Raw genomic sequence first — 23,620 nt, 5'->3', positions numbered from 1 at the left:
CCGCCGACTGCAGCCATTCCCATGCCCGATTACCGCTCCCGCACCTCCACCTTTGGTCGCAACATGGCCGGCGCGCGCGCGCTATGGCGCGCGACCGGCATGACCGACGGCGACTTCCACAAGCCGATCGTCGCGATCGCCAACTCGTTCACCCAGTTCGTGCCCGGCCATGTGCATCTCAAGGACATGGGCCAGCTGGTCGCACGCGAGGTCGAGCGCGTGGGCGGGGTCGCCAAGGAGTTCAACACCATCGCCGTCGACGACGGCATCGCGATGGGTCACGACGGCATGCTCTACTCGCTGCCGAGCCGTGAACTGATCGCCGACGCGGTCGAGTACATGGTCAACGCACACTGCGCCGATGCGCTGGTGTGCATCTCTAACTGCGACAAGATCACCCCAGGCATGCTGATGGCCGCATTGCGGCTGGACATCCCGGTGGTGTTCGTCTCGGGCGGGCCGATGGAAGCGGGCAAGACCAGGCTCGCCGATCACAAGCTCGACCTGGTCGACGCGATGGTGCTGGCCGCCGACCCCGCCGCCAGCGACGAGCAGGTCGCCGCGGTCGAACGCAGCGCCTGCCCGACCTGCGGCTCGTGCTCGGGCATGTTCACCGCCAACTCGATGAACTGCCTGACCGAGGCGCTGGGCCTGTCGCTGCCTGGCAACGGCACGCTGTTGGCCACCCACGCCGACCGCGAGCAGTTGTTTCTGCAAGCCGCGCGCACCGCGGTCGAGCTGTGCCACCGCTGGTATGGCGGTGAAGACCCGACCGCGCTGCCGCGTGGCATCGCCACGTTCGAGGCGTTCGAGAATGCGATGACGCTCGACATCGCGATGGGCGGCTCGACCAACACCATCCTGCATCTGCTGGCCGCCGCCCAGGAAGCCGGCGTCAATTTCACGATGGCCGACATCGACCGGCTCTCGCGGCGTGTGCCGCAGCTATGCAAGGTCGCGCCCAACGCGCCCGACTACCACGTCGAGGACGTGCACCGCGCCGGTGGCGTGCCGGCGATCCTGGCCGAACTCGCGCGCGGCGGCCTGCTGCACACCGAGGTCGCGACCGTGCACGCCAGGACGCTCGGCGATGCGCTCGCAGCGTGGGATGTCGCCACTGTGCAGGACGAGAAAGTGCACACGTTCTTTCGCGCCGGCCCGGCCGGCATCCCCACGCAGACCGCTTTCAGCCAGGCCACGCGCTGGCCCACGCTCGACCTCGACCGCGCCCAGGGCTGCATCCGCGACCTCGCGCACGCGTACTCGCAGGAAGGCGGCCTGGCCGTGCTCGCCGGCAACCTTGCCGCCGACGGCTGCGTGGTCAAGACCGCCGGTGTCGATGCCGCGATCCACGTGTTCGAGGGCCCGGCGCGCGTGTACGAAAGCCAGGACGCCGCGGTCGCCGGCATCCTCGGCGACGAGGTGCAGCCCGGCGACGTGGTGGTGATCCGCTACGAAGGGCCCAAAGGCGGCCCGGGCATGCAGGAGATGCTGTATCCGACCAGCTACCTGAAATCCAAGGGCCTGGGCAAGCGCTGCGCACTGCTGACCGACGGTCGTTTCTCCGGCGGCACCTCCGGCCTGTCGATCGGCCACGTCTCGCCCGAGGCCGCCGCCGGCGGCACGATCGCCCTGGTCCGCGACGGCGACCGCATCCGCATTGATATTCCCAGCCGTGCCATCGATCTGTGCGTCGCCACCGAGGAACTCGCTGCGCGCCGTACCGCACAACAGGCCCTCGGCTGGAAGCCGGCCCAGCCACGCCGCCGCAAGGTCACCGCCGCACTCAAGGCGTACGCGCTGCTGGCGACCAGCGCGGACAAGGGCGCGGTTCGCAATCTAGCGCTGCTGGGCGACTGAACGCCGGTGCGCCTGCCTCGAATGCCCACTCGACCCAGGCCACCGGCGAGTTTGTAATTACGTTCGTAATAACTTTCTGGACGTTGCCATGACCATGCTCAAGCTCACCCGGATTGGCAATTCGGTCGGCGTCGTGTTGCCGAAGGACATCCTCTCCCGGCTCAATCTCGAGGCGGGCGATGCGGTCTACCTCAGCGAGTCTCCCGACGGCTATCGCCTCTCGCCCTACGACCCCGAGTTCGAGCGGCAGATGGAGGTCGCGCGCAAGGTGATGAAACGTCGTCGGGCGGCGCTGCGAGAACTGGCGAAGTGAGCGATTGGCTCTGGTTGAGCCGAGCGTTGATCATCGCCATGCACGAGGATCAGCTCGCAGAACATGGTGGAGGTGTGGGCCTTCGCGATCCGGGTTTCCTCGACACCGCGCTCGCCAAACCGCAGCAGTGCCTCGCCTATGGGGCGCCGCCTCCCGACCTGGCCGCACTCGCGGCCACCTATGCGCATGGGATCGCCAGGCTGCATCCCTTCATCGACGGCAACAACCGCACGTCCCTCGTCGCAGCGGAAACCTTCATCGATTTGCACGGCCACCGGCTAGACGCGAGCGACGCCGATTGCGTCCAGATCTGGTTGCAAGTCGCCTCCGGCGACCTCGACGATACCGCGCTCGCCGCATGGATCAGGGCGCGCTTGCGACCTGTCGACGCCTGAGTTGCTCGGCATTCCTGCCCAGTGCGGATATCATGCCCTGGCAGTCGCGCCACGCGATCCCGCCAGCGCTCCAACTGCGCAGTTCGCCCAACCACCGCGTCGAGGACGCACACCGCGCCGGCGGCGTGCCCGCAATCCTCGCCGAGCGCGCGCGACACGTGAGCACGGCGCTCAAGGCCTACGCGCTGCTCGCGACCAACGCCGACAAGTGGGCGGTGCGCGACCGGTGCCTGCTGGGAAATTGAGCCCACCGGCCGCGGCCGGATCGACCGACCGCAGGATGCGCGCCTCGCGCAGCAGGTCCGAATCGACCCCGCGATCACGCACGAAAGGCCTGCAGAGCGCTGGAAGAGCGCCAAAAGTGATCTATGAAACCATGCGATTGTCCCGTGGACAAGTCGGGGCACGCCCCGATAGGCAGCGCGCGGGACCCGACCTAGAGTCGCCCCCGAGACGCCGTCAGGCGTCGCCCCCCCCTGACTCTGAGGACCCGTCATGTACGCACAGGGCTATCCTTCCGCAAACACGCTTCCGGCCGGTCTGGCCAATCCGTATGACCAAGCGGTGCAGTTCCCGCTTGGCATGCCGACCACCGGCATGCCACCCGAGTTGGCGCTTTACGCCCAGCCGCAATCCTACGGCGGCATGCCCCCGGGACAGATCGACTACACCCAGTTGCGCAACCCGGTCACCTCCGACCGCACCATGACGATGTACACCATGGTGCCGCCGAACGAATCGACCGCGCGTCCACCGGGTGACACGCGCAGCGCGGCCGAGATCCGCGAGGACAATCCCGTGCTCGCGAACCTGGGCAACCAGAGCAAGGTGCGCGACAACCTCAATGAGCTGGTCGGCGGCGACATGCACAACGATCCCGATCAGGCCTTCCGTGCCGCGGCGATCCTGACCCATATCAAGAGCCTCGGTCAGGCCGACGGCACCGCCCGCTCCGAGGAGGTGATGGGCAACGGCAAGATCGAAGGGTTCACCAAGGACGGCCATGCGCGCCACGGCACTGAGGCCGGCATGCTGCAGGACGTCAACAAGTACGGCCTCGGCCACCTGGAGCGCGCCAACGGCACGCTCGACAGCACCAACGACAAGCACGTGAAGGCAGACGGCACCAACCGCGACAACTGGGACGTGATCCGCGACGACTATCTGCGTCCCATGTTCACTCTCGGCGGCGCGGCCGCCAGCCTGATCCCGCACCCGGCTGCCCAGGCCTTCGCAGGCGGGCTCAATATCACCAACACCATGCTCGATCCGAACCTGTTTTCCAGTCCCGCCAACGCCATGAACGGCATCGCCACCGGCGTCTTGCCCAATCTGACGCCGTTGGCGGCGCCGTTCCGCACACCGGCTGCGGGCAACACGCCTACGCCGTCGCAGGGCGCGCCGAACGCCCAACCGGTGCCGACGCCCACCCCCACGCCGCCGGGCAGCCCGAGCCCGACGCCCGTCGCCTCGCCGCTGCCCTCGCCGTTCGTGTCGCCGCCGTCGACGCCGATGCCGACCACACTCACGACGCCACCGTCGACGCCGATGCCGACCGCACTCACGACGCCGCCGTCGACGCCGATGCCGACCGCACTCACGACGCCGCCGTCGACGCCGATGCCGACCGCACTCACGACGCCGCCGTCGACGCCGATGCCGACCGCACTCACGACGCCGCCGTCGACGCCGATGCCGACCACACTCACGACGCCGCCGTCGACGCCGGTGCCGACGCCGCCGAGCACGCCAGCGCCGCTGCTCTCGCATGGCCCGTCGTTGCCGACGTCCACGTCGCCGGACATCGTGGCGCCGGTGCCGGTCCGCCCGCAGTCGGCGCCGGACTTCCTGCGCTACTACTGAGCCATCGTCGCATCGCGGCCGTCGCCGGGAGCGCGGGCAGCCTGATCCGGAAGGCCTGCCCGCGCTCGGCGACGGCCACGTCGTTGATCGGCAGCGCCGTCGTCGGCGGTGGCGCGACCATGCGACGGGGGACCGCGATGCCCGACCCGCGCGTCGCGGCATGCTGCGCACGGGCATCGGCGCGATTGGCGCCGCCACCGCATTGACCCGCCCCCGAGGGCACGCCGAGAATGCCCACGGGGTCGCACACCTGGACCGACGTGCCTCGCGGCAAGGCCGACCACGTCCATCCGCTGCGACCGAAGCCCCTCGGACGCACACGATTGATCAGGACCTTCGCACACGACGACATGGACGCCGTCCTCGACCTCTGGCTGCGGGCGTCCATCCGCGCCCACGACTTCGTGCCGCCCGATGTTTGGCAGGCCCAGCGCGAGGCCATGCGCACCCAGTACCTTCCCGCCGCCGAGGTCCACGTGTTCGAGCACGCGGCGACGGTCGCCGGCTTCTGCGCGTTGGTCGAGGACCGGCTGGCGGCGCTGTTTGTCGCACCGGAGCGACAGGGTCACGGCATCGGCACGGCGCTGATGCGGCATGCCCAGCGGCGCAGAACGAGTCTCGTGCTGTCGGTCTACGCATCGAATGCGCCCAGCATCGCGTTCTACCGCGCGCGGGGTTTCTCGATCGTGGGACACACCGTCGATGCCGCAACCGGCCATGCCGAGTACGCGATGCAATGGACGCATCCCCAAGCACCGCGCCAGACCGCGTCGGCCGCAGTATCGTTCGATCCCGCCCATTGAGTTCCGAAGGATCCCCGATGCACGTATCGCCCGCATTCGCGTTGTTCGTGCAGCAAGCCCCGGAACACGCCAAGGCCTGGCGCCAGGCGGCCGATGCGTTGGGCGCCGCCAGCGCGCTGGATGCCAAGACTGCGGACCTGGCCTATCTCGCGGTGCTGGCCGCCACCGGCAACACCTCTGGCGTGGCGTTCCACGTCCAGTCGGCCAAATCGCACGGCGCCTCCCGGCAGGAGGTCCTGAGTGCAGTGCTGATCGGCCTGCCCGCCGCAGGCGCAGTGGTTATCGCCGCCGTCCCCACCGCGCTGGAGGCCTTTGATGAGCAAGACCAATAAAGACTGGCATGCGCAACACCGCATGCCTGAGCATGCAACGGCCGAGCAGCGCCTCGCCTGGCACCGCGCTCATGCGGCAGCCTGCGGCTGTCGCCCGCCGCCGCCCGACATCCAGCGGCAGATCGAGGCACGACCGAACGGTCACCGCGGTGCCGAAGCACAGGCGAAACCGGACCGTGCGTCCTAACACGCGCCGCCGCGACACCCCGGAGCCCACCGTATGTACGGCTTGATCGGAAAGATGACGCTGGCATCCGGCCAGCGCACGCCCGTGGTGTCGGCGCTATTGGAAGGCACCCGGGCGATGCCCGGTTGCCTGAGCTACATTGTGGCCGAAGACCCGTCCGATGGGGATGCCATCTGGGTTACCGAGGTCTGGGCGAGCCAGGCCGATCATCAGGCATCGCTCGCACTGCCGGCGCTCCAGGCCGCCATCGCGAAGGCGCGGCCGCACATCACCGGATTTGGCCAACGCATCGAGACGACGCCGCTCGGCGGCTATGGGCTCGCAGCCGCGGGCAGAACCGCCTGACGACACAGGGCAGCAGACGGAAGCGCGCCGTCGCACGCACAGTACCTCCCCGAGTCGTCGTTCCGTAGCCTCGCCGCATTCGTTCAGGCCGACTACCGGCTGCTGACCAGGCTCACATTGCAGGGCGGCTGGCGACACGAGGAGCCAAGACCTTTGACGGCTACGCGCTGCTTGACGCCCGGCTGGACATCGGACTGGCACGCGGCAGCATGAGCCTGGGCATCGCCAACTTGCTCGACCGGCAATGCATCAGCGACTCCTCGCAAAGCGCGTTGGTCGAGCCGGCGCGCTACTACGCCGGTCGCGGCCGCACGGTGACGGCCGGCTACCGACTGCACGTCTGAGACTCGCGGGCGCGGCCCGCATTCACCTGCTCCGGGCCGGGCGCGCCCGACGGGCGGCCTGCAAGCGTCGTCGACGCGATGGCCCGCATAATGCCGGCATGCCGCTCCGTCGCCACCCTGTCCAACGTGCGGTCGCCGCCGTTCTCATCGCCGCCGGTCTGGTCCTGCTCGGCCTGAGCTATGCCCGCTATGGGCTGGCGGCGCAGTCGGGCAGCGTGATGCTCAGCATCCTGCCGCTGCTGTTCGCCGGTCTGCTGCTCGGACGTCGCGGATTGTGGGCGGCGGCGACCGCCTACCTGGCGATCCTGCTGCTCGGCGCCCGGACGGACATGCAGCACCTCACGCCACATGTCCATGGATGGCGCGAGTTCGCCTCGTACCTGCTGCAGCCGGTGCTGGCCAATGCGATCGTCGCGCTGATTCTAGACCGGTTGATCCTCAAGTCCGACATCGCGGCCCGACGCAACCGCGAGTTGACGCTGATCTGTCGGCACCTCGAGCTCGAGATCCGCGACAAGGAAACCTCGCAGGCACAGTTGCTGCAATCCCAGCGTATTGATGCCTTGGGCAAGCTCGCCGGCAACGTCGCCCACGACTTCAACAATCTGCTCGGTGTGATACTGGGATTCGCGCAGCGCGGACTCGACCATCGCGTGCTCGACGACGAAACAAGGCACTGTCTGCAGCGGATCGAGGCCGCAGCGCGCCGGGGCCGGACCTTGACCTCGAAACTGCTGACGCTGGTGCGCAACGATGCGGCGCTGCACGAAATCTTCGATGCGAATCGCGTGCTCGACGATCTACAGCCGATGCTGCAGTCGATCGCAGGCCAGAGCGTCGAGGCCCAGACCGCGCTATGCGATGGCGCGGCGTGGGTCCGCATGGACCGCGCCGAGTTCGAGGCGGCGGTGCTCAATCTCGCCAAGAACGCGGTCGATGCGATGCCCGGCGGCGGCCGGATGACACTCACGACCGAGCTCGAGCCGACCGAGGTACACCTGCAACTGGAGGACACCGGCCACGGTATGTCGGCGCAGACGCGGGCGCGGATCTTCGAACCCTTCTTCACCACCAAGCCGCGCGAGCGCGGATCGGGCATCGGCCTGGCGATGGTGCACCGGATCGTGACCGAGGCCGGGGGCACAATCGACTGCGACAGTGCCCCAGGAGCCGGCGCCCGGTTCGTCCTGAAACTACCGCTTCAGGCCGGCCCCTCAGGCGCTGCCGCCGCGGCGGCGTAGTGGGCGTCAGCCGATCGTACGCCCGTCCCTGAGCCGGGCCCGGGCACGCTCGACAAGCGCATCGTAGTCGCCCTCGTCCCCGCGCCGCTCACGCGTGGCCCACAACAGGCACAACAGGCCCGCCAGGCTCGCGGCCAGCCAGATCCAGTCGCGGCGGTACCAAGGAATCGGACGCAGGAAGCGCAGCGTCACCGGCGCCGACCATCCGCCGTCGAGGTAGCGCGCCTGCGCCTCGAACCGCAGTTCGCCCCAGGGCACATCGGGCAACAGCACGCTGCGCCCCGCCTCGGCCTCCACCCACTGCGCACCATCGCCGACGCGGTAGCGCATGCGGGTGCGCTCGGGATCAGCCAGACCGATGACGCCGACCACGATCTCCAGGTTCGCGGCATCCACGCCCAGCGTCGGCAGCGCGTATGGGTCGAGTGGCTGCCCAGACAGCGTGACCCGGTCGACGTAGGGTGTCGGCGGACGGCGGGCGGCGACATCCAGGCGGCCCGGCTCGACCCAGCCGAAGCCGCGCATCATCGCGAACGCCTTGTTGCCCTGGGCATCGATGTGGCAGGCGGAGAACGTGACCCCGTTGAACTCCACCGGATCGAGGCCCTCGGCCGCGCCGATCGTGCGCAGGCGCGGACCGCTCGCGTCGATCGGACGCACGAGCAGCACGGACAATCCCGCATTGCCGGCCATCCAGAACCGGCCGCGACGATCGCTCAGGATGCACGACACCGTATCGTCGGCCAGCCCGTCAGCCGTGGTGTAGCGCCGCATCCGACCCTCGTGGATGTGCACCAGCCCACCGCCGTAGGTACCGACCCACAGGCCGTCTTCGCCGTCGTGCACGGCGCGCGCGAACGCCGGCAGGCCGTCTGCCGCGGTCCACTGCTCGACGACGACATCGTCGCGCACCCGGAACACGCCCCGATCGCCCACCACCCAGATGCCACCGGCATGCGCATCGGCCAGGCGGGCGACATTGACGTCGGCGACCCCCTGAATCGCGTGCGCCGCCCGCACCGTGCCGTCCGCGTCGATGTCCAGCCGACGTACGCCCTGCGACGACCCCGCCCACCAGGTGCCGTCGCGCGACCGCCAGATGCCCAGCATCTTGGCGCCGGGCCACTGCCAGGCCAACGCCAGACGACCGTCGCGCAACCGGCCCAGACCGCCGGACGAGCTGCCGATCCACAGCGTGGCGTGCGCAGCGTCGTAGAACAGACTCGCGGTGCACGCATCCTGCATCGCGTTCTCGAGCGGCAGGCGTGTGACCTCGCCCGAGGGCGCCCGATACCACAACCCTTCGCAACCGAAGCCCAGCCACAGACCACCGCGCCCATCGTCCTCGACCACCCGGCCGGGCGCCCGGCCGCCGAATCCGGGCGCATGCAGCATCGCCACATCGCGCGGCCGCAGCCGCCACAGGCCGTGCGTCGGCGTCCCGATCCAGGTATTGCCAAAGCCGTCGGGATGCACGGTCGCCGCATGCAGCGTCGAGGCGCCCGGCACGGGATGCTCCCGGCTCGCGTCATCGAGCATGCGCAGTCCGTGGACATCGTCGGATAGAAAGATGCGGCCGTCGCCCGCCGTCCCCAGCCGGGTGTCGAGGGGCAGCGCGGTGCGCACACGCGTCCACTCGCCCGTCGCCGGCCGATGGCGATACAGCATCCGGTCGTGGGTGACCAGCCACAACAGCCCTGGCGAGGCGGCCAGGTGGCGCACGGTGTGCCCTTCGGGCAGGTGCACGGACTCGACGCCGCGCGGGCCCAGCCGCCACAGGCCGTCGTCGCCACCGGCATAGACGCTGCCCTCACCCGGCAGATGCGCCGACGCCAGCAGCGCCCGGGCGCCGAGAAAGTGTTCGGCCTGCAGCGATTGCATGTCGATCCGGTAGATCCCCTGCGCGCCCTGCGCCCAGAGTGTGCGGTCGTCGATAGGCAGCAGGCGATCAACTTGGCAGCGCCCCTCGCACACCTGCAGATGCCGGAATCGGCCGCGCTCGAACAGACCGATGCCCGCGTCCTGGGTGCCGATCCACAGCCGGCCCTGGCCGTCCTCGTGCAGCGACAGAATGCGATTGCTCGCCGGGCCCAGGCCGTGGTCGCCACCGTGAACGTGGTCGACCGAGCTGTAGACGCGAAAGTCGCGCCCGTCGAACCGCACCAGCCCGCCGAAGGTCCCCAACCACAGGAACCCGTCGCGACTTTGCACGATGGCGTTGATGCTGACCTGCGGCAGACCCTCGGCATCGCCGTAGTGGCGCAATGCATTGCCGTAGGTCGGATCGAGCGGGCCGGCCATCGCGAATGCAGGCAGTCCCGCGGCGGCCAGTCCGCAGGCCAGCCACACGCGCATCCACAGCTGCAGCACGTGCCGCAGACGGAGGATGGCGCCGGATGGGCGCGTGGCAGGCGGCGACGATCGCATCGCCAGGACGTGGACAGCAGGCAGGATCAATCCCCCGGAAGAACACTTCGGACGCAGCTGGCCCGGTCAGCGCGCAGAGGGTAACGCATGGCGCACCGCGCGTTTGAAACGCACGGCTCACAATCGATTGCCGACCGTCCGGCCAGCCGCCGGGCGCGGTGGGAAGGACGCGAATGCAGGCATTCCGAAACGGCATCGTGCTGTGCGCGCTGGGGCTGCTGCTCGCGGCGTGTACGAAGGCCCCGACACCACCCCAGGCAGAAACCGAGACGGCGGCAGCACCTGCGCAAGCGGCGCCCGCCGCAGCCGACCCCGCGCCCACCACCGGGCAGCACGAGATCGCGGTGCCTGACATGCCGATCGTACCGGCCCTGAAATCCTTCGTCCTCACGTTTCCGGACGCCGAGGACGCGCAACTTCAGCTCGAATTGGGCTATCGCAGCGATCCACCGAGGCCGATCGGGCTGGACGGCGTTCCGCGCGTGTCTTCGGACGGAAATTTTGGTATTCCCGTCGCAGTAAGCGGCAGGTGGGAGAGCGACAGCACCTTCCTTGTCGAATACAACGAGATCGGAAATATCAACATGTACCGGTTTCGACTGAGGTTCTCTGGCGATGATGTCGACGTGCAACTGAGCGAGCGATCGCGGGTAATCCCAAGCGCACGATTCCGCGGAACATCCGTCAGTTAGATCTCGTCAGTGACACGTGCAACATGGCATCAGCTCATGTTGTTTGCTCGATCAGCGCTTTCGCAGCCTTCGGGACGAAATCAGGTCCGTCCGACACCTTTAAGCACGCGTCTTCACTCACCCGCGCGCGGCCGCTCATCCTCGTGCACCCGGAACCACGCCGCATACAGCGCCGGCAGGAAGATCAGCGTCAGCAGCGTGGCAACGGTGAGCCCGCCCATGATCGCGACGGCCATCGGGCCGAAGAACACGCTACGTGAGAGCGGAATCATCGCCAGGATCGCGGCGAGTGCGGTCAGCACGATCGGGCGGAAGCGACGCACCGTCGCGTCGATTACCGCGTCCCAACGCGCGTGGCCGGCGGCGATGTCCTGTTCGATCTGGTCAACGAGGATGATCGAGTTGCGCATGATCATGCCCGCCAGTGCGATGGTGCCGAGCATGGCCACGAAGCCGAACGGCACCCGGAACACCAGCAGGAACAGGGTGACGCCGATCAATCCCAACGGCGCGGTCAGCAGCACCAGCGCGCTGCGCGAGAAGCTGCGCAGCTGCAGCATCAGCAGCGTCACCACCACGAACAGGAACAGCGGCAGGCCTGCCACAATCGAATCCTGGCCCTTGCCCGAGTCCTCGACCGTGCCGCCGGTCTCCAGGCGGTAACCCGGCGGCAAGTTGCTGCGGATCTCCTCGAGCTTGGGCAGGATCTGGGCGACGACGGTCGGCGGGGTGACATCGCCGCGCACGTCCGCGCGCACGGTGATCGTCGGCAATCGGTCGCGGTGCCAGATGATGCCGTCCTCGAACGTCGATTCCAGCCGCGCGACCTGCGACAGCGGCACCGGGCCGTTGGCGCTGGGCATGGCCAGGCTGGCCAGCCGCTCGAGCGCGACGCGCTCGTCGGCGGGCCCGCGCATCACGATGCCGATCAGCTCGTTGTCTTCGCGGTAGGTGCTGATCTGCTGGCCCGACAGTGAGCTCGACAGGAACTGGGCGATCTGCTGCGAACTCACGCCCAGCACGCGCGCACGCTCCTGGTCGACGACCAGGCGCACGATCCGGCTGGGCTCGTCCCAGTCGAGATTGACGTTCATCGTGTGCGGGTGCTCGCGCACCTTGCTCGCGATCGCGTCCGCGATGGCGCGTACACGCTCGACGTGTTCGCCGGACACGCGCAGCTGCACCGGATAGCCGACCGGCGGCCCGGTCTCGAGTCGGGTCACGCGCAGCTGCAGTTCGGGGAAAGCGGGTGCGACCTCGTCGATCAGCCAGGCGCGCAGGCGCTCGCGCGCCTCGACATCGGTGGCGGTGACGACGAACTGTGCGAAGTTGGCCTGCGGCAGCTGTTGATCCAGCGGCAGATAGAACCGCGGCGAGCCGGTGCCAACATAGGCCACGCGGCTGTCGACGCCCTCGCGCCCGTCAAGCAGCGCGTCGAGCCGCGCGGCCGCGGCCTCGGTGGCGCGCAGCGAACTGCCCTCGGCGAGTTCGACATCCACCATCAGTTCCAAGCGGGTCGAATCGGGGAAGAACTGCTGCGGCACGAAGCGGAATAGCAGCAACGACGCGACGAACAGCGCCACGGTCGCCCCGATGACCAGCCAGCGATGCGTCAACGACCAATGCAGCCAGCCACGGAAGCGCCGGTAGAACGGGCGCTGGTAAGGATCGTGGTCGTGCGCCTGCGGATTGGCCGGTGCCAGCGCGAACGCGAACGCCGGCCAGCGGTCGGCCGCGCGCCGGCGCGCATCGCGCCACCGCGCAGGCAACGAGCCGGGACGCGGCGGCTGCGGGTTGGCGAGGTCGGGCAGCATCTTCTCGCCGAGCAGCGGGATGAACAGCACCGCCGCGATCCACGACACCACCAGTGCGATCGTGACCACCTCGAACAGCGAGCGCGTGTACTCGCCGGTGCTCGAGGCCGCGGTCGCGATCGGCAGAAAGCCCGCCGCGGTCACCAGCGTGCCGGTCAGCATCGGGAAGGCGGTGTGCGTCCACGCGTAGCTAGCAGCCTTGAGCCGGCTGTCGCCCTGCTCCATGCGGATGGCCATCATCTCCACCGCGATGATCGCGTCGTCCACCATCAGGCCCAGTGCCAGCACCAGCGCGCCGAGCGAGATCTTGTGCAGGCCGATGTCGAACAGGTCCATCGCGGTGAAGGTCATCGCCAGCACCAGCGGGATCGACACCGCGACCACCAGCCCGGTGCGCAGACCTAGCGACAGGAAGCTCACCAGCAGCACGATGATCACCGCCTCGGCCAGCACCTTGACGAACTCGCCGACCGAATCGCGCACCGCGCGTGGCTGGTCGGAGACCTTGCGCAGCACCATGCCCGCCGGCAGGGTTTCCTGCACCCGCGCGAACTCCGCCTCCAACGCTTTGCCGAGTCGGAGGATGTCGCCGCCCTCATGCATCGCCACCGCGATGCCGATCGCGTCCTCGCCCATGAAGCGCATCCGCGGCGCCGCCGGATCGGCGAAGCCGCGCTCGACGGTCGCGATGTCGCCCAGGCGCACGGTGCGGTCGCCAGCGCGGATCGGGAAGGCGCGGATCGCCTCGACCGACTCGAATGCGCCGTCCACGCGCAACTGCACGCGCGCATCGGCGGTCTCAAAGAAGCCCGCCGGCACCATCGCATTCTGCTCCGACAGCGCCTGTTGCACCGCCGCCATTGGGATGCCGAGCGTCGCCAACCGGGTGTTGTCGACCTCGATCCAGATCTTCTCGTCCTGGAGCCCGACCAGTTCGACCTTGCCGACATCGTCGACCTGCTGCAGCGCACGCTGGATGCGGTCGGCGTAGTCCTTCTTGATCGCGTAGTCGAAGCCGTCGCCGGTCAGCGCGTAAATGTTGCCGAAGGTGTCGCCGAATTCGTCGTTGAAGAACGGGCCGATGATGTCCTGCGGCAATTGCGGCCTGAGGTCGCCGACCTTCTTGCGCACCTGGTACCACAGCGCCGGGATCTCGCTGGACCGCATCGAATCGCGCGCGAAGAAGATCACCTGCGACTCGCCGGGCCGCGAGTACGAGCGCAGGAACTCGTAGTCGCCGGTCTCCATGAGCTTGCGCTCGATGCGCTCGGTCACCTGCCGCGATACCTGCTCGGCGGTGGCCCCCGGCCACTGGGTCTGGATGACCATCGCCTTGAACGTGAACGGCGGGTCCTCCGACTGCCCCAGCCGACCGTAGGACCAGATGCCCGCAATCGCGACGACGAGCATCGCGTAGAGCACGAGGGTGCGATTGCCCAGCGCCCATTCGGACAGGTTGAAGCGGCTCATGCGCGGACGCCTCGTGTGCCCGCGCCCAGCAGCGGCGCGCCCGTGCGCGATGACGCACGCCCGGCTCCGCCATCAAGCGCGCGGCGATCGGCAAGTGGGCCACCGCCTCCACCCGTTCTCGCCCGCGAGCGGACGAGCTGGGATCGTGCCGTACGGACACCATGCACGACGGCAGGACCACTCATCGTGCCGCCGCCGGCTTCGTCGCGTCGGGAAGCAGAGGCCGGTTGTCGCGGCCGACTGGCGTCACCGCCTGGCCCTCACGCAGCAGATGGCCGCCGGCGGCGACCACCAACGCGTCGGGCGCCAGTCCCGAGAGAATCGGCACGGTCTGCGCGCCGAAGGCCCCGGTCTCCACCGGGACCGAGCGCAGCGTGCGGGTCTGCGGATCGACCACCCAGACCGCCTTGCCGCCGTCTGCTCCAGGCTGGATCGCGGTCAGTGGCACCCGCAGCGTGTCGCCGTCGGCGAGTTCGAAGTGCACCCGTGCGCTCTGGCCCAGCTCCAGGCCGTCGCGGGCACTGTCGTCGACCGCGACCCGGGCCGCGTAGGTCCGCGCCTGCGCATCGGCGGCCGGGGCGATCTCGCGCAGCGTGCCGGGCAGGCGCGCGCCAGGCCGGTTCCACAGTTCGATCCAGGCGCGCTGGCCAATCGAGAATCCGTCGATGCGTGACTCGGGCAGTGCGATCGCAACTTCCCGGCCCTCGTCGCCGGCGAAGGTGAAGATCGTCTGGCCGGCGGCCACGACCTGCCCAGCCTCGGCCTGGCGGCTGGCGATGACGCCGTCGCGCGGCGCCAGCAACTGGGTGTAGCCAGCCTGATTGCCGGCGACCTCGGCTTGCGCACGCGCCGAGTTCAGTTGCGCCTGCGCCGCGCGGTAGGCGGCGTCCTGGGCGTCCATCGTCGAGCGGCTGACCAGTTGCTGGTCCACGAGCTGTGCGTAACGCGCACGATCGGTCCGCGCCCGGGCGTACTCGGCCTCCGCGGCGGCCAGCTGCGCCTGCGCCGACTGCGCCTGCAGACGCAGATCGCCGGGGTCGATCTCGGCCAGCACCTGGCCGTGTGTTACCCGCGCGCCGGCATCCACCAGCCGCCGCACCAGTTGCCCGCCGACCTGGAACGACAACGGGCTCTCCTCCCGCGCCCGGACCTCGCCCGCGAAGGCGAGCGCATCGCCCTGCGCGGCATCGGACGGGGTGACGACCAGCACCGGGCGCGCAGCCTCCGTCGGCGCGGGCTCGCGTCCGCAGGCGCCCAGCAGCGAGGCGGCAAGGAGGACGGCCGCAAGACGAAGCACGGCGGTGGACTTGACACGGGGCATGGAAGCTCCGGCTGAACGCGGGCGAGAACGTCGTATCGTATATTTTCAGAACTGGCTGGTATAGTATTAACACATGAGCATGCGTGCCCCTTCCGTTCCTGCCTCCCATCCCGACGCCCGGGGCCCGGCCGGCCCCGGCCGACCCAAGGACCTGGCCAAGCGCGCGGCCATTCTCGAAGCGGCCGAGCGCATGTTCCTGCAGCAGGGCTACGAAGGCGTGAGCATGGACCAGATCGCCGCCGAGGCGGGTGTCTCCAAGCTCACCGTCTACAGCCATTTCGGCGACAAGGACACGCTGTTCACCGAGGCCGCGGCCGCGTATTGCGAGCAGCAGATGCCCGCCTCAGTGTTCGAGCCCGCGCCTGGCACGCCGCTGCGCCAGCGCCTGCTGGAGGTCGCCGAGGCGTTCTTTGCGATGATCAGCGCGCCCGAAGCGGTGGCCGGCCACCGCCTGCTGTGCACGCCGCAGATGGTCGAAAAGCGCCTGGCCCAGCGGTTCTGGCAGGGTGGCCCCGAGCGCGTGCAGTCGGCATTCGCTGCGCTGCTGCGCCGGCGCATCGAAACCGGCGACCTGGAGATCGAGGAGGCCCTGGTGCCGACCGCGGCCGCGCAGTTCTTCGTGCTGGTCAAGGGCGACCTGCACCAGCGCATGGTGTTCGACTGCGAGGACGCCGACGATTGCGCGCGCCAGCGCCGGGCCCATCTGGAGGCCTCGGTCGACATGTTCCTGCGTGCCTACGGCCGGCCGCACCGCGGCCGCTGAACGCCCCCATGGGGGGCCGGCATGCCGACAGGGCCGGTGACTTCCGGCACTGCGCCCTTGCCGAGCGCCCCGCGATGATCACCCTGCCCGCGACCGCTAGAATTGCGCGCTGGCGAACTAGGAAACCGCAACAATGACGATCGACTACGCCAAGGCCCGCGCGGCGATGGTGGAACAACAGGTCCGGCCCTGGGACGTGCTCGATGCGCGCGTGCTCGAGACGATCTCGCGCGTGCCGCGCGAGGCGTTCGTCGCCGATGCCCGCCGGGCCCTGGCCTATGCCGACCTGGAACTGCCGATCGGCCACGGCGAGACCATGCTCAAGCCCGTCGTCGAAGGCCGCGCGCTGCAGGCGCTCAAGCTCGAACAGGGCGATGAGGTGCTGCAGATCGGCACCGGCAGCGGGTATCTGGCTGCTTGCCTGGGGCACCTGGCCCGTGACGTCGTCAGCCTCGAGCGCCACGCCGACCTCGCCGACGCCGCGCGCGCCCGGCTGCAGGCGCAGGGCATCGCCAATGTCGAAGTCGTCCACGCCGACGTCTTCGCCTGGAACACTGAGCGCCGGTTCGACGCGATCTGCGTCGGCGGCGCCGTCGATACCGTGCCCGCCCGCTTCGTGCAGTGGCTGCGTCCCGGCGGCCGCATGTTCATCGTCCGTGGCCAGGCACCGGCGATGGAAGCGGTGCTGGTCCGGCGCGAGGGCGAGGACGTCAACGCGCCGCGCATCGAGTCGTTGTTCGAGACCGGGCTCGCCTATCTCGCCGGGGCTGCCCCGGTGCCGCACTTCTCCCTCTGATCGACCGAAGGACTTCCCTGATGTTCCGCCGCCCCCTGTTCCTGTCGCTCGCGCTCGCGCTGACATCCGGCCCGCTGTTCGCCGCCGATCTCGTCCAGACCTACGAACTGGCCCGCACCAACGACCCGACGCTGTCGATCGCCGAATCGCAGCGGCTGTCGACCCGCGAGGGTGCGGTGCAGGCGCGCGGCGCATTGCTGCCGCAGATCAACGGCAGCGCGTCGCTGAGCGACAGCCGCGTCGCGGGATTGTCGGGCAAGGCGCGTACGCGCAGCTACGGCGTCAACGCCGGCCAAGTGCTGTTCGATTGGAGCCGGATTGCCTCGCTGCGCTCGCAGCGCGCGCTGAGCACCGCAGCGGACTTCCAACTCGATGCCGACAACGATTCGTTGATCACCCGCACCGCCTCGGCCTACTTCGACGTGCTGATCGCGACCGAGACGCTGGCCGCCGCCGAGGCCGCTGAGCAGGCATTCAAGCGTCAGTTCGACTTTGCCGACAAGCGGCTGGAAGTCGGCCTGGCGCCGATCACCGACGTGCACGAGGCGCGCGCACAGTACGACGGCGCCCGCGCGAACACGATCCTGCGCCGCAACGCGCTGCAGGACGCCTATCAGGCGCTGGCCGAGATCACCGGTCAGCCGGTCACCAACCTGCGTGGCCTGCCCGACGACTTCACTCCGCAGCTGCCCGAGGGCCGCGACGCCGAAGCCTGGGTCGCCACCGCACTGGAGCAGAACCCGCAGCTCAAGGCACTGCAGTACCAGGTCACCGCCAACGAGCATGGCGTCGCCGCGGCGAAGGCCGGGCACCTGCCGACGCTTGATCTCGGCGCCAGCTATGGCAAGAGCGACAGTTGGGGCGAACGCAGCGTGGATTCGCAGCAACGCGAGTCGGAAACCAACAGCATCGGCCTGACGCTGACTGTGCCGATCTTCAGCGGCGGTGTCACCCAGTCGCGCGTCCGCCAGTCGATCGCCCAGCGCGACATCGCGGCCGACCAGTACGAGGCCCAGCGCCGCGCGATCGAGCGCAATACCCGCAGCGCCTACCAGAACCTCGTCGCCGGCATCACCGAGGTCGAGGCGCGCCGGCTGGCGCTGGTCTCGGCCAACGCCGCCTACGAGGCCTCGCAGGTCGGCCTGGAAGTCGGCACCCGCACCGTCATCGACGTGTTGATCAACCAGCAGAACCTGTTCTCGGCGCGCCAGGACTATGCGTTCGCCAAGTACAACTTCCTGCAAAGCCGGCTGCTGCTCGAGCAGGCCGCCGGCACGCTGGACATCGGTAACCTGCAGGAGGTCAACCGCCAGCTGACGGTCGACGTCAACGGCGTGCAGGCTTCGACCGGCACCGGCGACGGCCAGCGTACGAACTGATCGGCGTATCGTCTCCGACCCGTGCCCCGCATCACAGATGCGGGGCCACTTGGCGGCTATGGTCTCGGTTCCTTCACTGATAGGGAAATGAGATGAAGCACAAGCTTGTATGTAGTGCGATCGTGGCCGGCATGCTGCTGACCAACGGCGTACTCGCCGCGCAGATCACCGTGCGTGCCTCGCCCACCCAGACCATCAATCAGAACCAGTTGCTGGAGGCCGAGTGCCTGCCGGGCGAGCAAGTGGTGAGCGGCGGTTATCAGTTCACCGATGCCAAGTTCGACGTGCCGATCTTCACCTCGATGATGCCGGTCCAGACGGCGTCAGGAAATCAGGGCTGGCGGATCCAGCTGTCCCAGCATCCAGCGCGGGTCGAGAATCTGACCGTCTACGCCATCTGCATGGCCAACTGATTTACTGACCCTCGTCTACGCGCGGCGCGGATCGAACGATCCGCGCCGTTGTCGTTCATGGCGCCGGCAGATCGTCGGCGATCAGCGCAAGCGTGCGCGCAAGCGCCCCGCGGCCTTCGGCGAACAGCGCGCGGCCGGCCTCGCCCATCCTGGTACGCACTTGGGCATCGGCCAGCAGTGTGGTCAGATGGTCGTGAACCGCGTCGGCATCCTCGCCGATGCACAGCGCGCCGACCCGGCCGAGTTGGCGGGCGATGTCGACGAAGTTCTGCAGGTGCGGACCGGTGACCACGGGCACGCCGACCGCCGCCGGCTCGAGCAGGTTGTGGCCGCCGATGTCCTGCAGGCTGCCGCCGACGAACGCGACATCGGCGCAGGCGAAGAACGCGCCGAGCTCGCCCAGCGTGTCGAGCACGAACACATCGTCGCTCGCATCCGGCCAACGCGTGAACGCGCGCGTGGCCACGCGCCAGCCGGCTTCGACCGCCAGCTGCGCGACGCCGCGGAAGCGCTCGGGATGGCGTGGCGCCCAGATCAGCAGCAGGTCCGGCCAGCGCGTGCGCAGGCGCTGATGGATCGCGATCACCGCTGCTTCCTCCTCGGGATGCGTGCTCGCGGCGATCCACACTTTCCGCCCGCCGATGCTCGCGCGGAACGTCGCTGCCAGCGCCGCGACCGCGCCCTCGTCGATCGTGATGTCGTACTTGAGGTTGCCGACGTCGGCGACCTGCTCGCGCGTCGCGCCGAGCTTGACGAAGCGGCGAGCGTCGTCGGCCGATTGCGTCGCGACCCGGCGCACCGTCCGCAGCGCGCGCCCCACCAGCGGCCGCAGCACGCGATAGCCGCGCAGCGAGCGCGCCGACAGCCGGGCGTTGACGATGACCGTCGGCACGCCGGCATCGCGGCAGCAGAACAGCAGGTTGGGCCAGATCTCGGTTTCCACGATCAGGCCGATGCCCGGCTGGAACCGGGCGAGAAACCGCCGCACCGCGCCCGACAGGTCGTAGGGCAGGTACACGTGTTCGACCCGCTCGCCCCACAGCGCGCGCACCCGCTCCGAGCCGGTCGGAGTGATGGTCGTCACCAGCAACCGCCGCTCGGGATCGCGCGCAAGCAGGGCATTGATCAACGGCGCCGCGGCGTTGACCTCGCCGACCGAGACCGCGTGCACCCAGACCGGCGTCGGCGATGGCGTGCTGCGATACACGCCATAGCGCTCGTTCCAGCGCTGCAGGTAGGCCGGCTGACGGAAGCCGCGCCAGATCAGGTGGTAGACCGTGACCGGCACGAGCACGACCAGCAGCGCCGAATAGAGGCCGCGCAACAGTCGTTCGGTGAGGTCGGCCCGCATCGCGACAGGATAGCGGATGGGTGGCGGTCGCGAGACTGCGCGATGGCGCGCCGGAACGGCGCAGCGACGCGCAGCTTCTACAATGGCCGCATGTCTTCCGCGCCCCCCGTCTTCCCCCGCCCACCGCTTGCGCCCCGCCACTGGCCGGCGTGGTGCGGCATCGGGCTGATGGCACTGGCCGCACGCCTGCCCTGGCCGCTGCAACGCGCGCTGGGCCGCGCGATCGGCACGACACTGCGGCTCGCGCTCGGTAGCCGCCGCAGGATCGCCGCCCGCAATCTGGCGCTGTGCTTTCCCGAGCGCGACGCCGCCGAGCGCAAGGCACTGCTGTGCGCGCATTTCCACGCGCTGGGCATCGGCATGTTCGAGTTCGCACGCGCGTGGTGGGGCTCGATCGAGCCGCTGCGCCGCGGGCTGGTGGTGGAGGGCGTCGAGCACATCGAGGCCGCACGCGCGCAGGGGCGCGGGGTGATCGTGGTCTCGGGCCACTTCACCACGCTCGAGGTCTGCGGCCGGCTGATGTGCGATTACGTGCCGCTGGCCGGCATGTATCGCCCGCATCGGTCGCCCGCGATGGAGTGGGCGGTGCGCCGCGGCCGCGCGCGTTATGCGGCCGCGATGTTCCCCAAGCGCGACGTGCGCGGCACCGTGCGCCATCTCAAGCGCGGCGGCCTGCTCTGGTATGCGCCCGACCAGGACCCCAGTGGTGGCGACGCGGTCTACGTGCCGTTCTTCGGCCGGCCCGCGCACAGCCTGACCTCGACTCACCAACTGGCGCGTATGTCCGGCGCGGCGGTGGTGTTCTACCAGCACGTGCGCCGCCCCGATGGCGGCTACACGCTGACCCTGACGCCGGCACCGGCGCCCTATCCGACGCCCGACGCGATCGCCGACACCGCGACCGTGATGGCCGGCATCGAGGCCATGGCACGCGCTGCGCCCGATCAGTACCTGTGGATCCACCGCCGCTTCAAGCGGCAGCCGGACGGCGCGCAGCTGTACTGACGTCACCCGCGGGCGACATCCCAAAGGAAGCGACTCGTCCTCAGCGCACCGCGTCGTGGCCCGGCGGCGCCGGTTCCTCGCGCGCCAGCAGACTGCCGGCGTACAGCGCCGACAGCAGCAGCGTGAAGCCGCCCCAGAAGGTCGAATAGAACGCCAGATGGGTGTTGAGCGGGAACACCGTCACCGCCAGTGCCAGCATCGCCGGCCGTGCCCGTTCGCGCGCGGCCGGGGTCGCGTAGCGCCACGCGCGCCAGGCCAGCGCCAGGCCGGCCAGCCACAGCAGCACGCCGATCAGGCCGGTCTCGCTAGCGACCTCGAGCACGATCTGATGCGCGTGGTAGGCCGGGCCCTCGCCCCACTCGGCCAACTGGCCGGGGCGCGGATCGCAGTCTGGGAACGCCTCGCGGAAGCCGCGTGCGCCCACACCGTTGATCGGGTGCTCGCGCACCATGCACAAGGCGGCGCCCCAGATGCGGGTCCGCCCCGACAGCGCGGTGTCGACGCCCGACTGGTCGGCCGACAGCCCCATCGCAGTGCGCTCGACGCGCTCGCGCACCTGCGGCGAGACCAGCGCCACGACCACGGCGACCGCGGCGCCCGCCACGAACACCGCCAGCAGCCGCTTCCAACCCAGCAGGCGCCCGCCCGAGAACAGCAGCACCAGCGCGTAGGTCAGCCATGACGCGCGCGATCCGGCGAACAGCAGCACCACGCCGATCGCGGCGCTGGCGACGACCCAGCCGGCCGCGCCGAAGCGCCGCCCGGCGGCGTACAGCGCGAACGGCGACAGGCTCGCCAGCACGATGCCGAGTTTGAGGTTGCACGGGCCGAGCACGCCGCCCAGCCGGTCGGCCATCGCCACCTGCTCGGCCGAGCACATCGGCCGGTGGCTGATCAGGTGCTTGAGCTGGTCGATGCCGAAGAACAGCGGACTGGTGCCGAAGAACACCTCGACCAGACCGTCGATGGTCCACACCGCGAGGATGATCGCCAGGCCGCCCAGGGTGATGCGGCGGCCGCGCCGGTCGGCGACCGCCGAGGCGACCAGCCACAGAAACGGCAGATAGCGCAGGTCGACCAGAGCCTCGCGCAGCGCGCGGCCGACATCGACCGAGTCGATCGCCGAAATCAACTGCGGCAGCCAGTACGCGCAGAACAGCACGCTGGTCAGCGCCCAGGCCGGGGCGCTGAGCAGCGCGCTGCCGCCGCGGAAGCGCGCGCGCAACAACAGCACGATCGCCACCAGCGCGCCGAGCACCATCACACCTTCGGCGTAGCCGGGGGCCGGCCACAGGATCACGAACGCCAGCACCCAGTGCGGCGCCCAGCGCCAGCCCACCGTCTGCGGCGCAGGCGCGGTGCCCGCAGGCTCAATTGTCGTCGTCGAGTTCGTCATAGACCGTCAGTGTCGCCGCCTGCATGGCCTGCAGGGTGTAGGGCATCGTAGCGGGTGGCGCCGGCGGTCGGGCCAGCAGGCCGACAGCCGCATCGGCAAGCGCGGCAGCATCGAACGGCGGCACCGCGCCTTCAGGCTGCAGTTCGGCCAACAGCTCACCGACGCCGCCATGGGCCCAGCCAAGCACCGGCCGCGCACACGACAGCGCTTCGATCACGGTGCGGCCGAAGGCCTCGGGCTTGCGCGACAGTTGCAGCACCAGGTCGCTGGCCGCATAGGCCTGCACGATCGCCGAGGTCGGCGGCGTCATCGCCAGCGCAGCGCCGCAACCCGTCGCATCGGCCTCGCGCATCAGGGCATCGAGATAGGCCTCGCGGCCCGCCTCGCGCGCCCCGGGCATCCACAGGCGCGCGTCGAGGCCTTGCGCGCGTACGGCCGCCAGCAGCGCGATCGCATCGCCGTGCCCCTTCAGGCGGGTGCCGCGTCCCGGCAGCAGCAGCAGCGGGCCGTCGCCGCCGAGCGCCGGATGGGCGGCGGCGACGGCTGCACGCGCAGCGGGATCAGGCCGGGGCGCCGGCGGGAACCGCGCCGGGTCGATGCCGCGCGGGATCACCCGCAGCCGCGCCGGGTCAGTCCGCGGATAGTGGCGCAGCAGATGCGCGCGCACGGTGTCGGAGACGCAGATCACCCGCTCGCCGCGCGCCATGATCGCGCTGTAGCGCGAGGGTGAATTCAGCCCGTGCATCGTGGTGACGAACCGCGGGCGCCGGGCGTCCGGCATGCCGCGCAGCGCCAGCCAGCCCAGCCAAGCCGGCAGCCGCGAGCGCGCGTGCACGATGTCGGCGCCAGTCTCGGCGAACAGCCGCCGCAGCGTGCGGACGTGGCGCAGCGCCCAGGGCCGCTTGGCGCCGATGTCGAGCGCGATGTGGCGCGCGCCGGTGGCCTCGAGCTCGGGCACAAGCCGCCCGCCGGCCGATACCACGATGGCCGTGTGTCCTGCCGCGACCAGTGCCGACGCGATCTCGATCGTCGAGCGTTCAACGCCGCCCGACGACAACGCCGGCAACAGCTGGACGACGGTCAGCGGAACACGCATCCGGCGCGGCGGAC

At 69.6% G+C, this 23,620-nt stretch carries 23 protein-coding genes; 17 read left to right on the top strand and 6 right to left on the bottom strand.

Annotation, left to right across the window (positions count from 1 at the left end):
* The first annotated feature begins 21 nt into the window (after positions 1–21).
* From ilvD to MNO14_RS01830, 11 genes are all read left to right on the top strand, one after another.
* On the top strand, positions 22–1,860 hold the full coding sequence (ilvD, locus tag MNO14_RS01880; protein ID WP_241945123.1) for a dihydroxy-acid dehydratase: 1,839 nt from the start codon (positions 22–24) through the stop codon (positions 1,858–1,860).
* Between the two features lie 94 nt (positions 1,861–1,954).
* Positions 1,955–2,173, top strand: a complete 219-nt coding sequence (locus MNO14_RS01875; protein ID WP_343226419.1) for an AbrB/MazE/SpoVT family DNA-binding domain-containing protein — start codon at positions 1,955–1,957, stop codon at positions 2,171–2,173.
* 38 nt (positions 2,174–2,211) lie between these two features.
* Positions 2,212–2,568, top strand: a complete 357-nt coding sequence (locus MNO14_RS01870; RefSeq protein ID WP_241946228.1) for a type II toxin-antitoxin system death-on-curing family toxin — start codon at positions 2,212–2,214, stop codon at positions 2,566–2,568.
* Positions 2,569–2,600: 32 nt separating this feature from the next.
* Positions 2,601–2,813, top strand: a complete 213-nt coding sequence (locus tag MNO14_RS01865) for a hypothetical protein (protein ID WP_241945121.1) — start codon at positions 2,601–2,603, stop codon at positions 2,811–2,813.
* Positions 2,814–3,063: 250 nt separating this feature from the next.
* Entirely contained in the window at positions 3,064–4,431 is a 1,368-nt protein-coding gene (locus tag MNO14_RS01860) for a hypothetical protein (RefSeq protein WP_241946385.1), read from the top strand.
* Between the two features lie 323 nt (positions 4,432–4,754).
* On the top strand, positions 4,755–5,234 hold the full coding sequence (locus MNO14_RS01855) for an N-acetyltransferase (protein WP_241945120.1): 480 nt from the start codon (positions 4,755–4,757) through the stop codon (positions 5,232–5,234).
* A gap of 17 nt (positions 5,235–5,251) precedes the next feature.
* The gene (locus MNO14_RS01850) at positions 5,252–5,566 is read left to right on the top strand and encodes a carboxymuconolactone decarboxylase family protein (RefSeq protein ID WP_241945119.1); all 315 of its coding nucleotides are present in this window, start codon (positions 5,252–5,254) and stop codon (positions 5,564–5,566) included.
* Positions 5,550–5,753 carry a hypothetical protein gene (locus tag MNO14_RS01845; protein ID WP_241945118.1) on the top strand — a complete coding sequence of 68 codons (204 nt, stop codon included), beginning with the start codon at positions 5,550–5,552 and terminating at the stop codon, positions 5,751–5,753. Before MNO14_RS01850 ends, MNO14_RS01845 begins: the two co-directional genes overlap by 17 nt.
* A gap of 33 nt (positions 5,754–5,786) precedes the next feature.
* Positions 5,787–6,098, top strand: a complete 312-nt coding sequence (locus MNO14_RS01840) for a putative quinol monooxygenase (protein WP_241945117.1) — start codon at positions 5,787–5,789, stop codon at positions 6,096–6,098.
* A gap of 209 nt (positions 6,099–6,307) precedes the next feature.
* A complete protein-coding gene (locus MNO14_RS01835) occupies positions 6,308–6,442 on the top strand; it encodes a hypothetical protein (RefSeq protein WP_241945116.1) in 135 nt (44 codons plus the stop codon).
* A gap of 98 nt (positions 6,443–6,540) precedes the next feature.
* Entirely contained in the window at positions 6,541–7,683 is a 1,143-nt protein-coding gene (locus MNO14_RS01830) for an ATP-binding protein (protein WP_241945115.1), read from the top strand.
* Between the two features lie 6 nt (positions 7,684–7,689).
* Here MNO14_RS01830 and MNO14_RS01825 read toward each other — a convergent pair whose 3' ends face one another.
* Entirely contained in the window at positions 7,690–10,110 is a 2,421-nt protein-coding gene (locus MNO14_RS01825; protein WP_241945114.1) for a two-component regulator propeller domain-containing protein, read from the bottom strand.
* Positions 10,111–10,283: 173 nt separating this feature from the next.
* Here MNO14_RS01825 and MNO14_RS01820 point away from each other — a divergent pair, with 173 nt between their 5' ends.
* Positions 10,284–10,802, top strand: a complete 519-nt coding sequence (locus tag MNO14_RS01820; RefSeq protein ID WP_241945113.1) for a hypothetical protein — start codon at positions 10,284–10,286, stop codon at positions 10,800–10,802.
* 113 nt (positions 10,803–10,915) lie between these two features.
* Here the strand turns inward: MNO14_RS01820 and MNO14_RS01815 are convergent, their stop codons facing one another.
* Together MNO14_RS01815 and MNO14_RS01810 are read right to left on the bottom strand one after the other, a co-directional pair.
* On the bottom strand, positions 10,916–14,086 hold the full coding sequence (locus MNO14_RS01815) for an efflux RND transporter permease subunit (RefSeq protein WP_241945112.1): 3,171 nt from the start codon (positions 14,084–14,086) through the stop codon (positions 10,916–10,918).
* A 181-nt stretch (positions 14,087–14,267) separates the two neighbouring features.
* Positions 14,268–15,407: an efflux RND transporter periplasmic adaptor subunit gene (locus MNO14_RS01810; protein ID WP_241945111.1), complete on the bottom strand. Its 1,140-nt coding sequence runs from the start codon at positions 15,405–15,407 to the stop codon at positions 14,268–14,270.
* Between the two features lie 79 nt (positions 15,408–15,486).
* On the opposite strand from MNO14_RS01810, the gene MNO14_RS01805 reads away from it, so the two are divergent.
* The 4 genes from MNO14_RS01805 (at position 15,487) to MNO14_RS01790 (ending at position 18,758) form a co-directional block, all read left to right on the top strand.
* Positions 15,487–16,170 (top strand): TetR/AcrR family transcriptional regulator, encoded by a 684-nt coding sequence (locus MNO14_RS01805; protein ID WP_241945110.1) that lies wholly within the window; start codon positions 15,487–15,489, stop codon positions 16,168–16,170.
* 133 nt (positions 16,171–16,303) lie between these two features.
* Positions 16,304–16,966 carry a protein-L-isoaspartate O-methyltransferase gene (locus tag MNO14_RS01800; RefSeq protein WP_241945109.1) on the top strand — a complete coding sequence of 221 codons (663 nt, stop codon included), beginning with the start codon at positions 16,304–16,306 and terminating at the stop codon, positions 16,964–16,966.
* Between the two features lie 20 nt (positions 16,967–16,986).
* Positions 16,987–18,345: a TolC family outer membrane protein gene (locus MNO14_RS01795; protein WP_241945108.1), complete on the top strand. Its 1,359-nt coding sequence runs from the start codon at positions 16,987–16,989 to the stop codon at positions 18,343–18,345.
* A 92-nt stretch (positions 18,346–18,437) separates the two neighbouring features.
* Positions 18,438–18,758: a hypothetical protein gene (locus MNO14_RS01790; protein WP_241945107.1), complete on the top strand. Its 321-nt coding sequence runs from the start codon at positions 18,438–18,440 to the stop codon at positions 18,756–18,758.
* 55 nt (positions 18,759–18,813) lie between these two features.
* Here the strand turns inward: MNO14_RS01790 and waaA are convergent, their stop codons facing one another.
* The gene (gene waaA, locus MNO14_RS01785) at positions 18,814–20,109 is read right to left on the bottom strand and encodes a lipid IV(A) 3-deoxy-D-manno-octulosonic acid transferase (protein ID WP_241945106.1); all 1,296 of its coding nucleotides are present in this window, start codon (positions 20,107–20,109) and stop codon (positions 18,814–18,816) included.
* 90 nt (positions 20,110–20,199) lie between these two features.
* On the opposite strand from waaA, the gene lpxL reads away from it, so the two are divergent.
* The gene (gene lpxL / locus MNO14_RS01780; protein WP_241945105.1) at positions 20,200–21,114 is read left to right on the top strand and encodes an LpxL/LpxP family Kdo(2)-lipid IV(A) lauroyl/palmitoleoyl acyltransferase; all 915 of its coding nucleotides are present in this window, start codon (positions 20,200–20,202) and stop codon (positions 21,112–21,114) included.
* Positions 21,115–21,154: 40 nt separating this feature from the next.
* Here lpxL and MNO14_RS01775 read toward each other — a convergent pair whose 3' ends face one another.
* Positions 21,155–22,510, bottom strand: a complete 1,356-nt coding sequence (locus MNO14_RS01775; protein WP_241945104.1) for an O-antigen ligase family protein — start codon at positions 22,508–22,510, stop codon at positions 21,155–21,157.
* Positions 22,485–23,606: a glycosyltransferase gene (locus MNO14_RS01770; RefSeq protein ID WP_241945103.1), complete on the bottom strand. Its 1,122-nt coding sequence runs from the start codon at positions 23,604–23,606 to the stop codon at positions 22,485–22,487. The genes MNO14_RS01775 and MNO14_RS01770 overlap by 26 nt, the downstream gene beginning before the upstream one ends.
* Positions 23,607–23,620 lie beyond the last annotated feature (14 nt).

Origin of the sequence: Luteimonas sp. S4-F44 (assembly GCF_022637415.1) — a bacterium.
In the GTDB taxonomy this organism is placed as follows: Bacteria; Pseudomonadota; Gammaproteobacteria; order Xanthomonadales; family Xanthomonadaceae; genus Luteimonas.
The sequence above is the reverse complement of the archived record's forward strand: the minus strand, read 5'-3'. Positions and strand labels throughout refer to the sequence as shown.

Coding starts and splice junctions, on each gene's coding strand:
- ilvD (WP_241945123.1), top strand. CDS start 22: ATGCCCGATTACCGCTCCCGCACCTCCACCTTTGGTCGCAACATGGCC.
- MNO14_RS01875 (WP_343226419.1), top strand. CDS start 1,955: ATGCTCAAGCTCACCCGGATTGGCAATTCGGTCGGCGTCGTGTTGCCG.
- MNO14_RS01870 (WP_241946228.1), top strand. CDS start 2,212: ATGCACGAGGATCAGCTCGCAGAACATGGTGGAGGTGTGGGCCTTCGC.
- MNO14_RS01865 (WP_241945121.1), top strand. CDS start 2,601: ATGCCCTGGCAGTCGCGCCACGCGATCCCGCCAGCGCTCCAACTGCGC.
- MNO14_RS01860 (WP_241946385.1), top strand. CDS start 3,064: ATGTACGCACAGGGCTATCCTTCCGCAAACACGCTTCCGGCCGGTCTG.
- MNO14_RS01850 (WP_241945119.1), top strand. CDS start 5,252: ATGCACGTATCGCCCGCATTCGCGTTGTTCGTGCAGCAAGCCCCGGAA.
- MNO14_RS01845 (WP_241945118.1), top strand. CDS start 5,550: ATGAGCAAGACCAATAAAGACTGGCATGCGCAACACCGCATGCCTGAG.
- MNO14_RS01840 (WP_241945117.1), top strand. CDS start 5,787: ATGTACGGCTTGATCGGAAAGATGACGCTGGCATCCGGCCAGCGCACG.
- MNO14_RS01835 (WP_241945116.1), top strand. CDS start 6,308: ATGAGCCTGGGCATCGCCAACTTGCTCGACCGGCAATGCATCAGCGAC.
- MNO14_RS01830 (WP_241945115.1), top strand. CDS start 6,541: ATGCCGCTCCGTCGCCACCCTGTCCAACGTGCGGTCGCCGCCGTTCTC.
- MNO14_RS01825 (WP_241945114.1), bottom strand. CDS start 10,110: ATGCGATCGTCGCCGCCTGCCACGCGCCCATCCGGCGCCATCCTCCGT.
- MNO14_RS01820 (WP_241945113.1), top strand. CDS start 10,284: ATGCAGGCATTCCGAAACGGCATCGTGCTGTGCGCGCTGGGGCTGCTG.
- MNO14_RS01815 (WP_241945112.1), bottom strand. CDS start 14,086: ATGAGCCGCTTCAACCTGTCCGAATGGGCGCTGGGCAATCGCACCCTC.
- MNO14_RS01810 (WP_241945111.1), bottom strand. CDS start 15,407: ATGCCCCGTGTCAAGTCCACCGCCGTGCTTCGTCTTGCGGCCGTCCTC.
- MNO14_RS01805 (WP_241945110.1), top strand. CDS start 15,487: ATGCGTGCCCCTTCCGTTCCTGCCTCCCATCCCGACGCCCGGGGCCCG.
- MNO14_RS01800 (WP_241945109.1), top strand. CDS start 16,304: ATGACGATCGACTACGCCAAGGCCCGCGCGGCGATGGTGGAACAACAG.
- MNO14_RS01795 (WP_241945108.1), top strand. CDS start 16,987: ATGTTCCGCCGCCCCCTGTTCCTGTCGCTCGCGCTCGCGCTGACATCC.
- MNO14_RS01790 (WP_241945107.1), top strand. CDS start 18,438: ATGAAGCACAAGCTTGTATGTAGTGCGATCGTGGCCGGCATGCTGCTG.
- waaA (WP_241945106.1), bottom strand. CDS start 20,109: ATGCGGGCCGACCTCACCGAACGACTGTTGCGCGGCCTCTATTCGGCG.
- lpxL (WP_241945105.1), top strand. CDS start 20,200: ATGTCTTCCGCGCCCCCCGTCTTCCCCCGCCCACCGCTTGCGCCCCGC.
- MNO14_RS01775 (WP_241945104.1), bottom strand. CDS start 22,510: ATGACGAACTCGACGACGACAATTGAGCCTGCGGGCACCGCGCCTGCG.
- MNO14_RS01770 (WP_241945103.1), bottom strand. CDS start 23,606: ATGCGTGTTCCGCTGACCGTCGTCCAGCTGTTGCCGGCGTTGTCGTCG.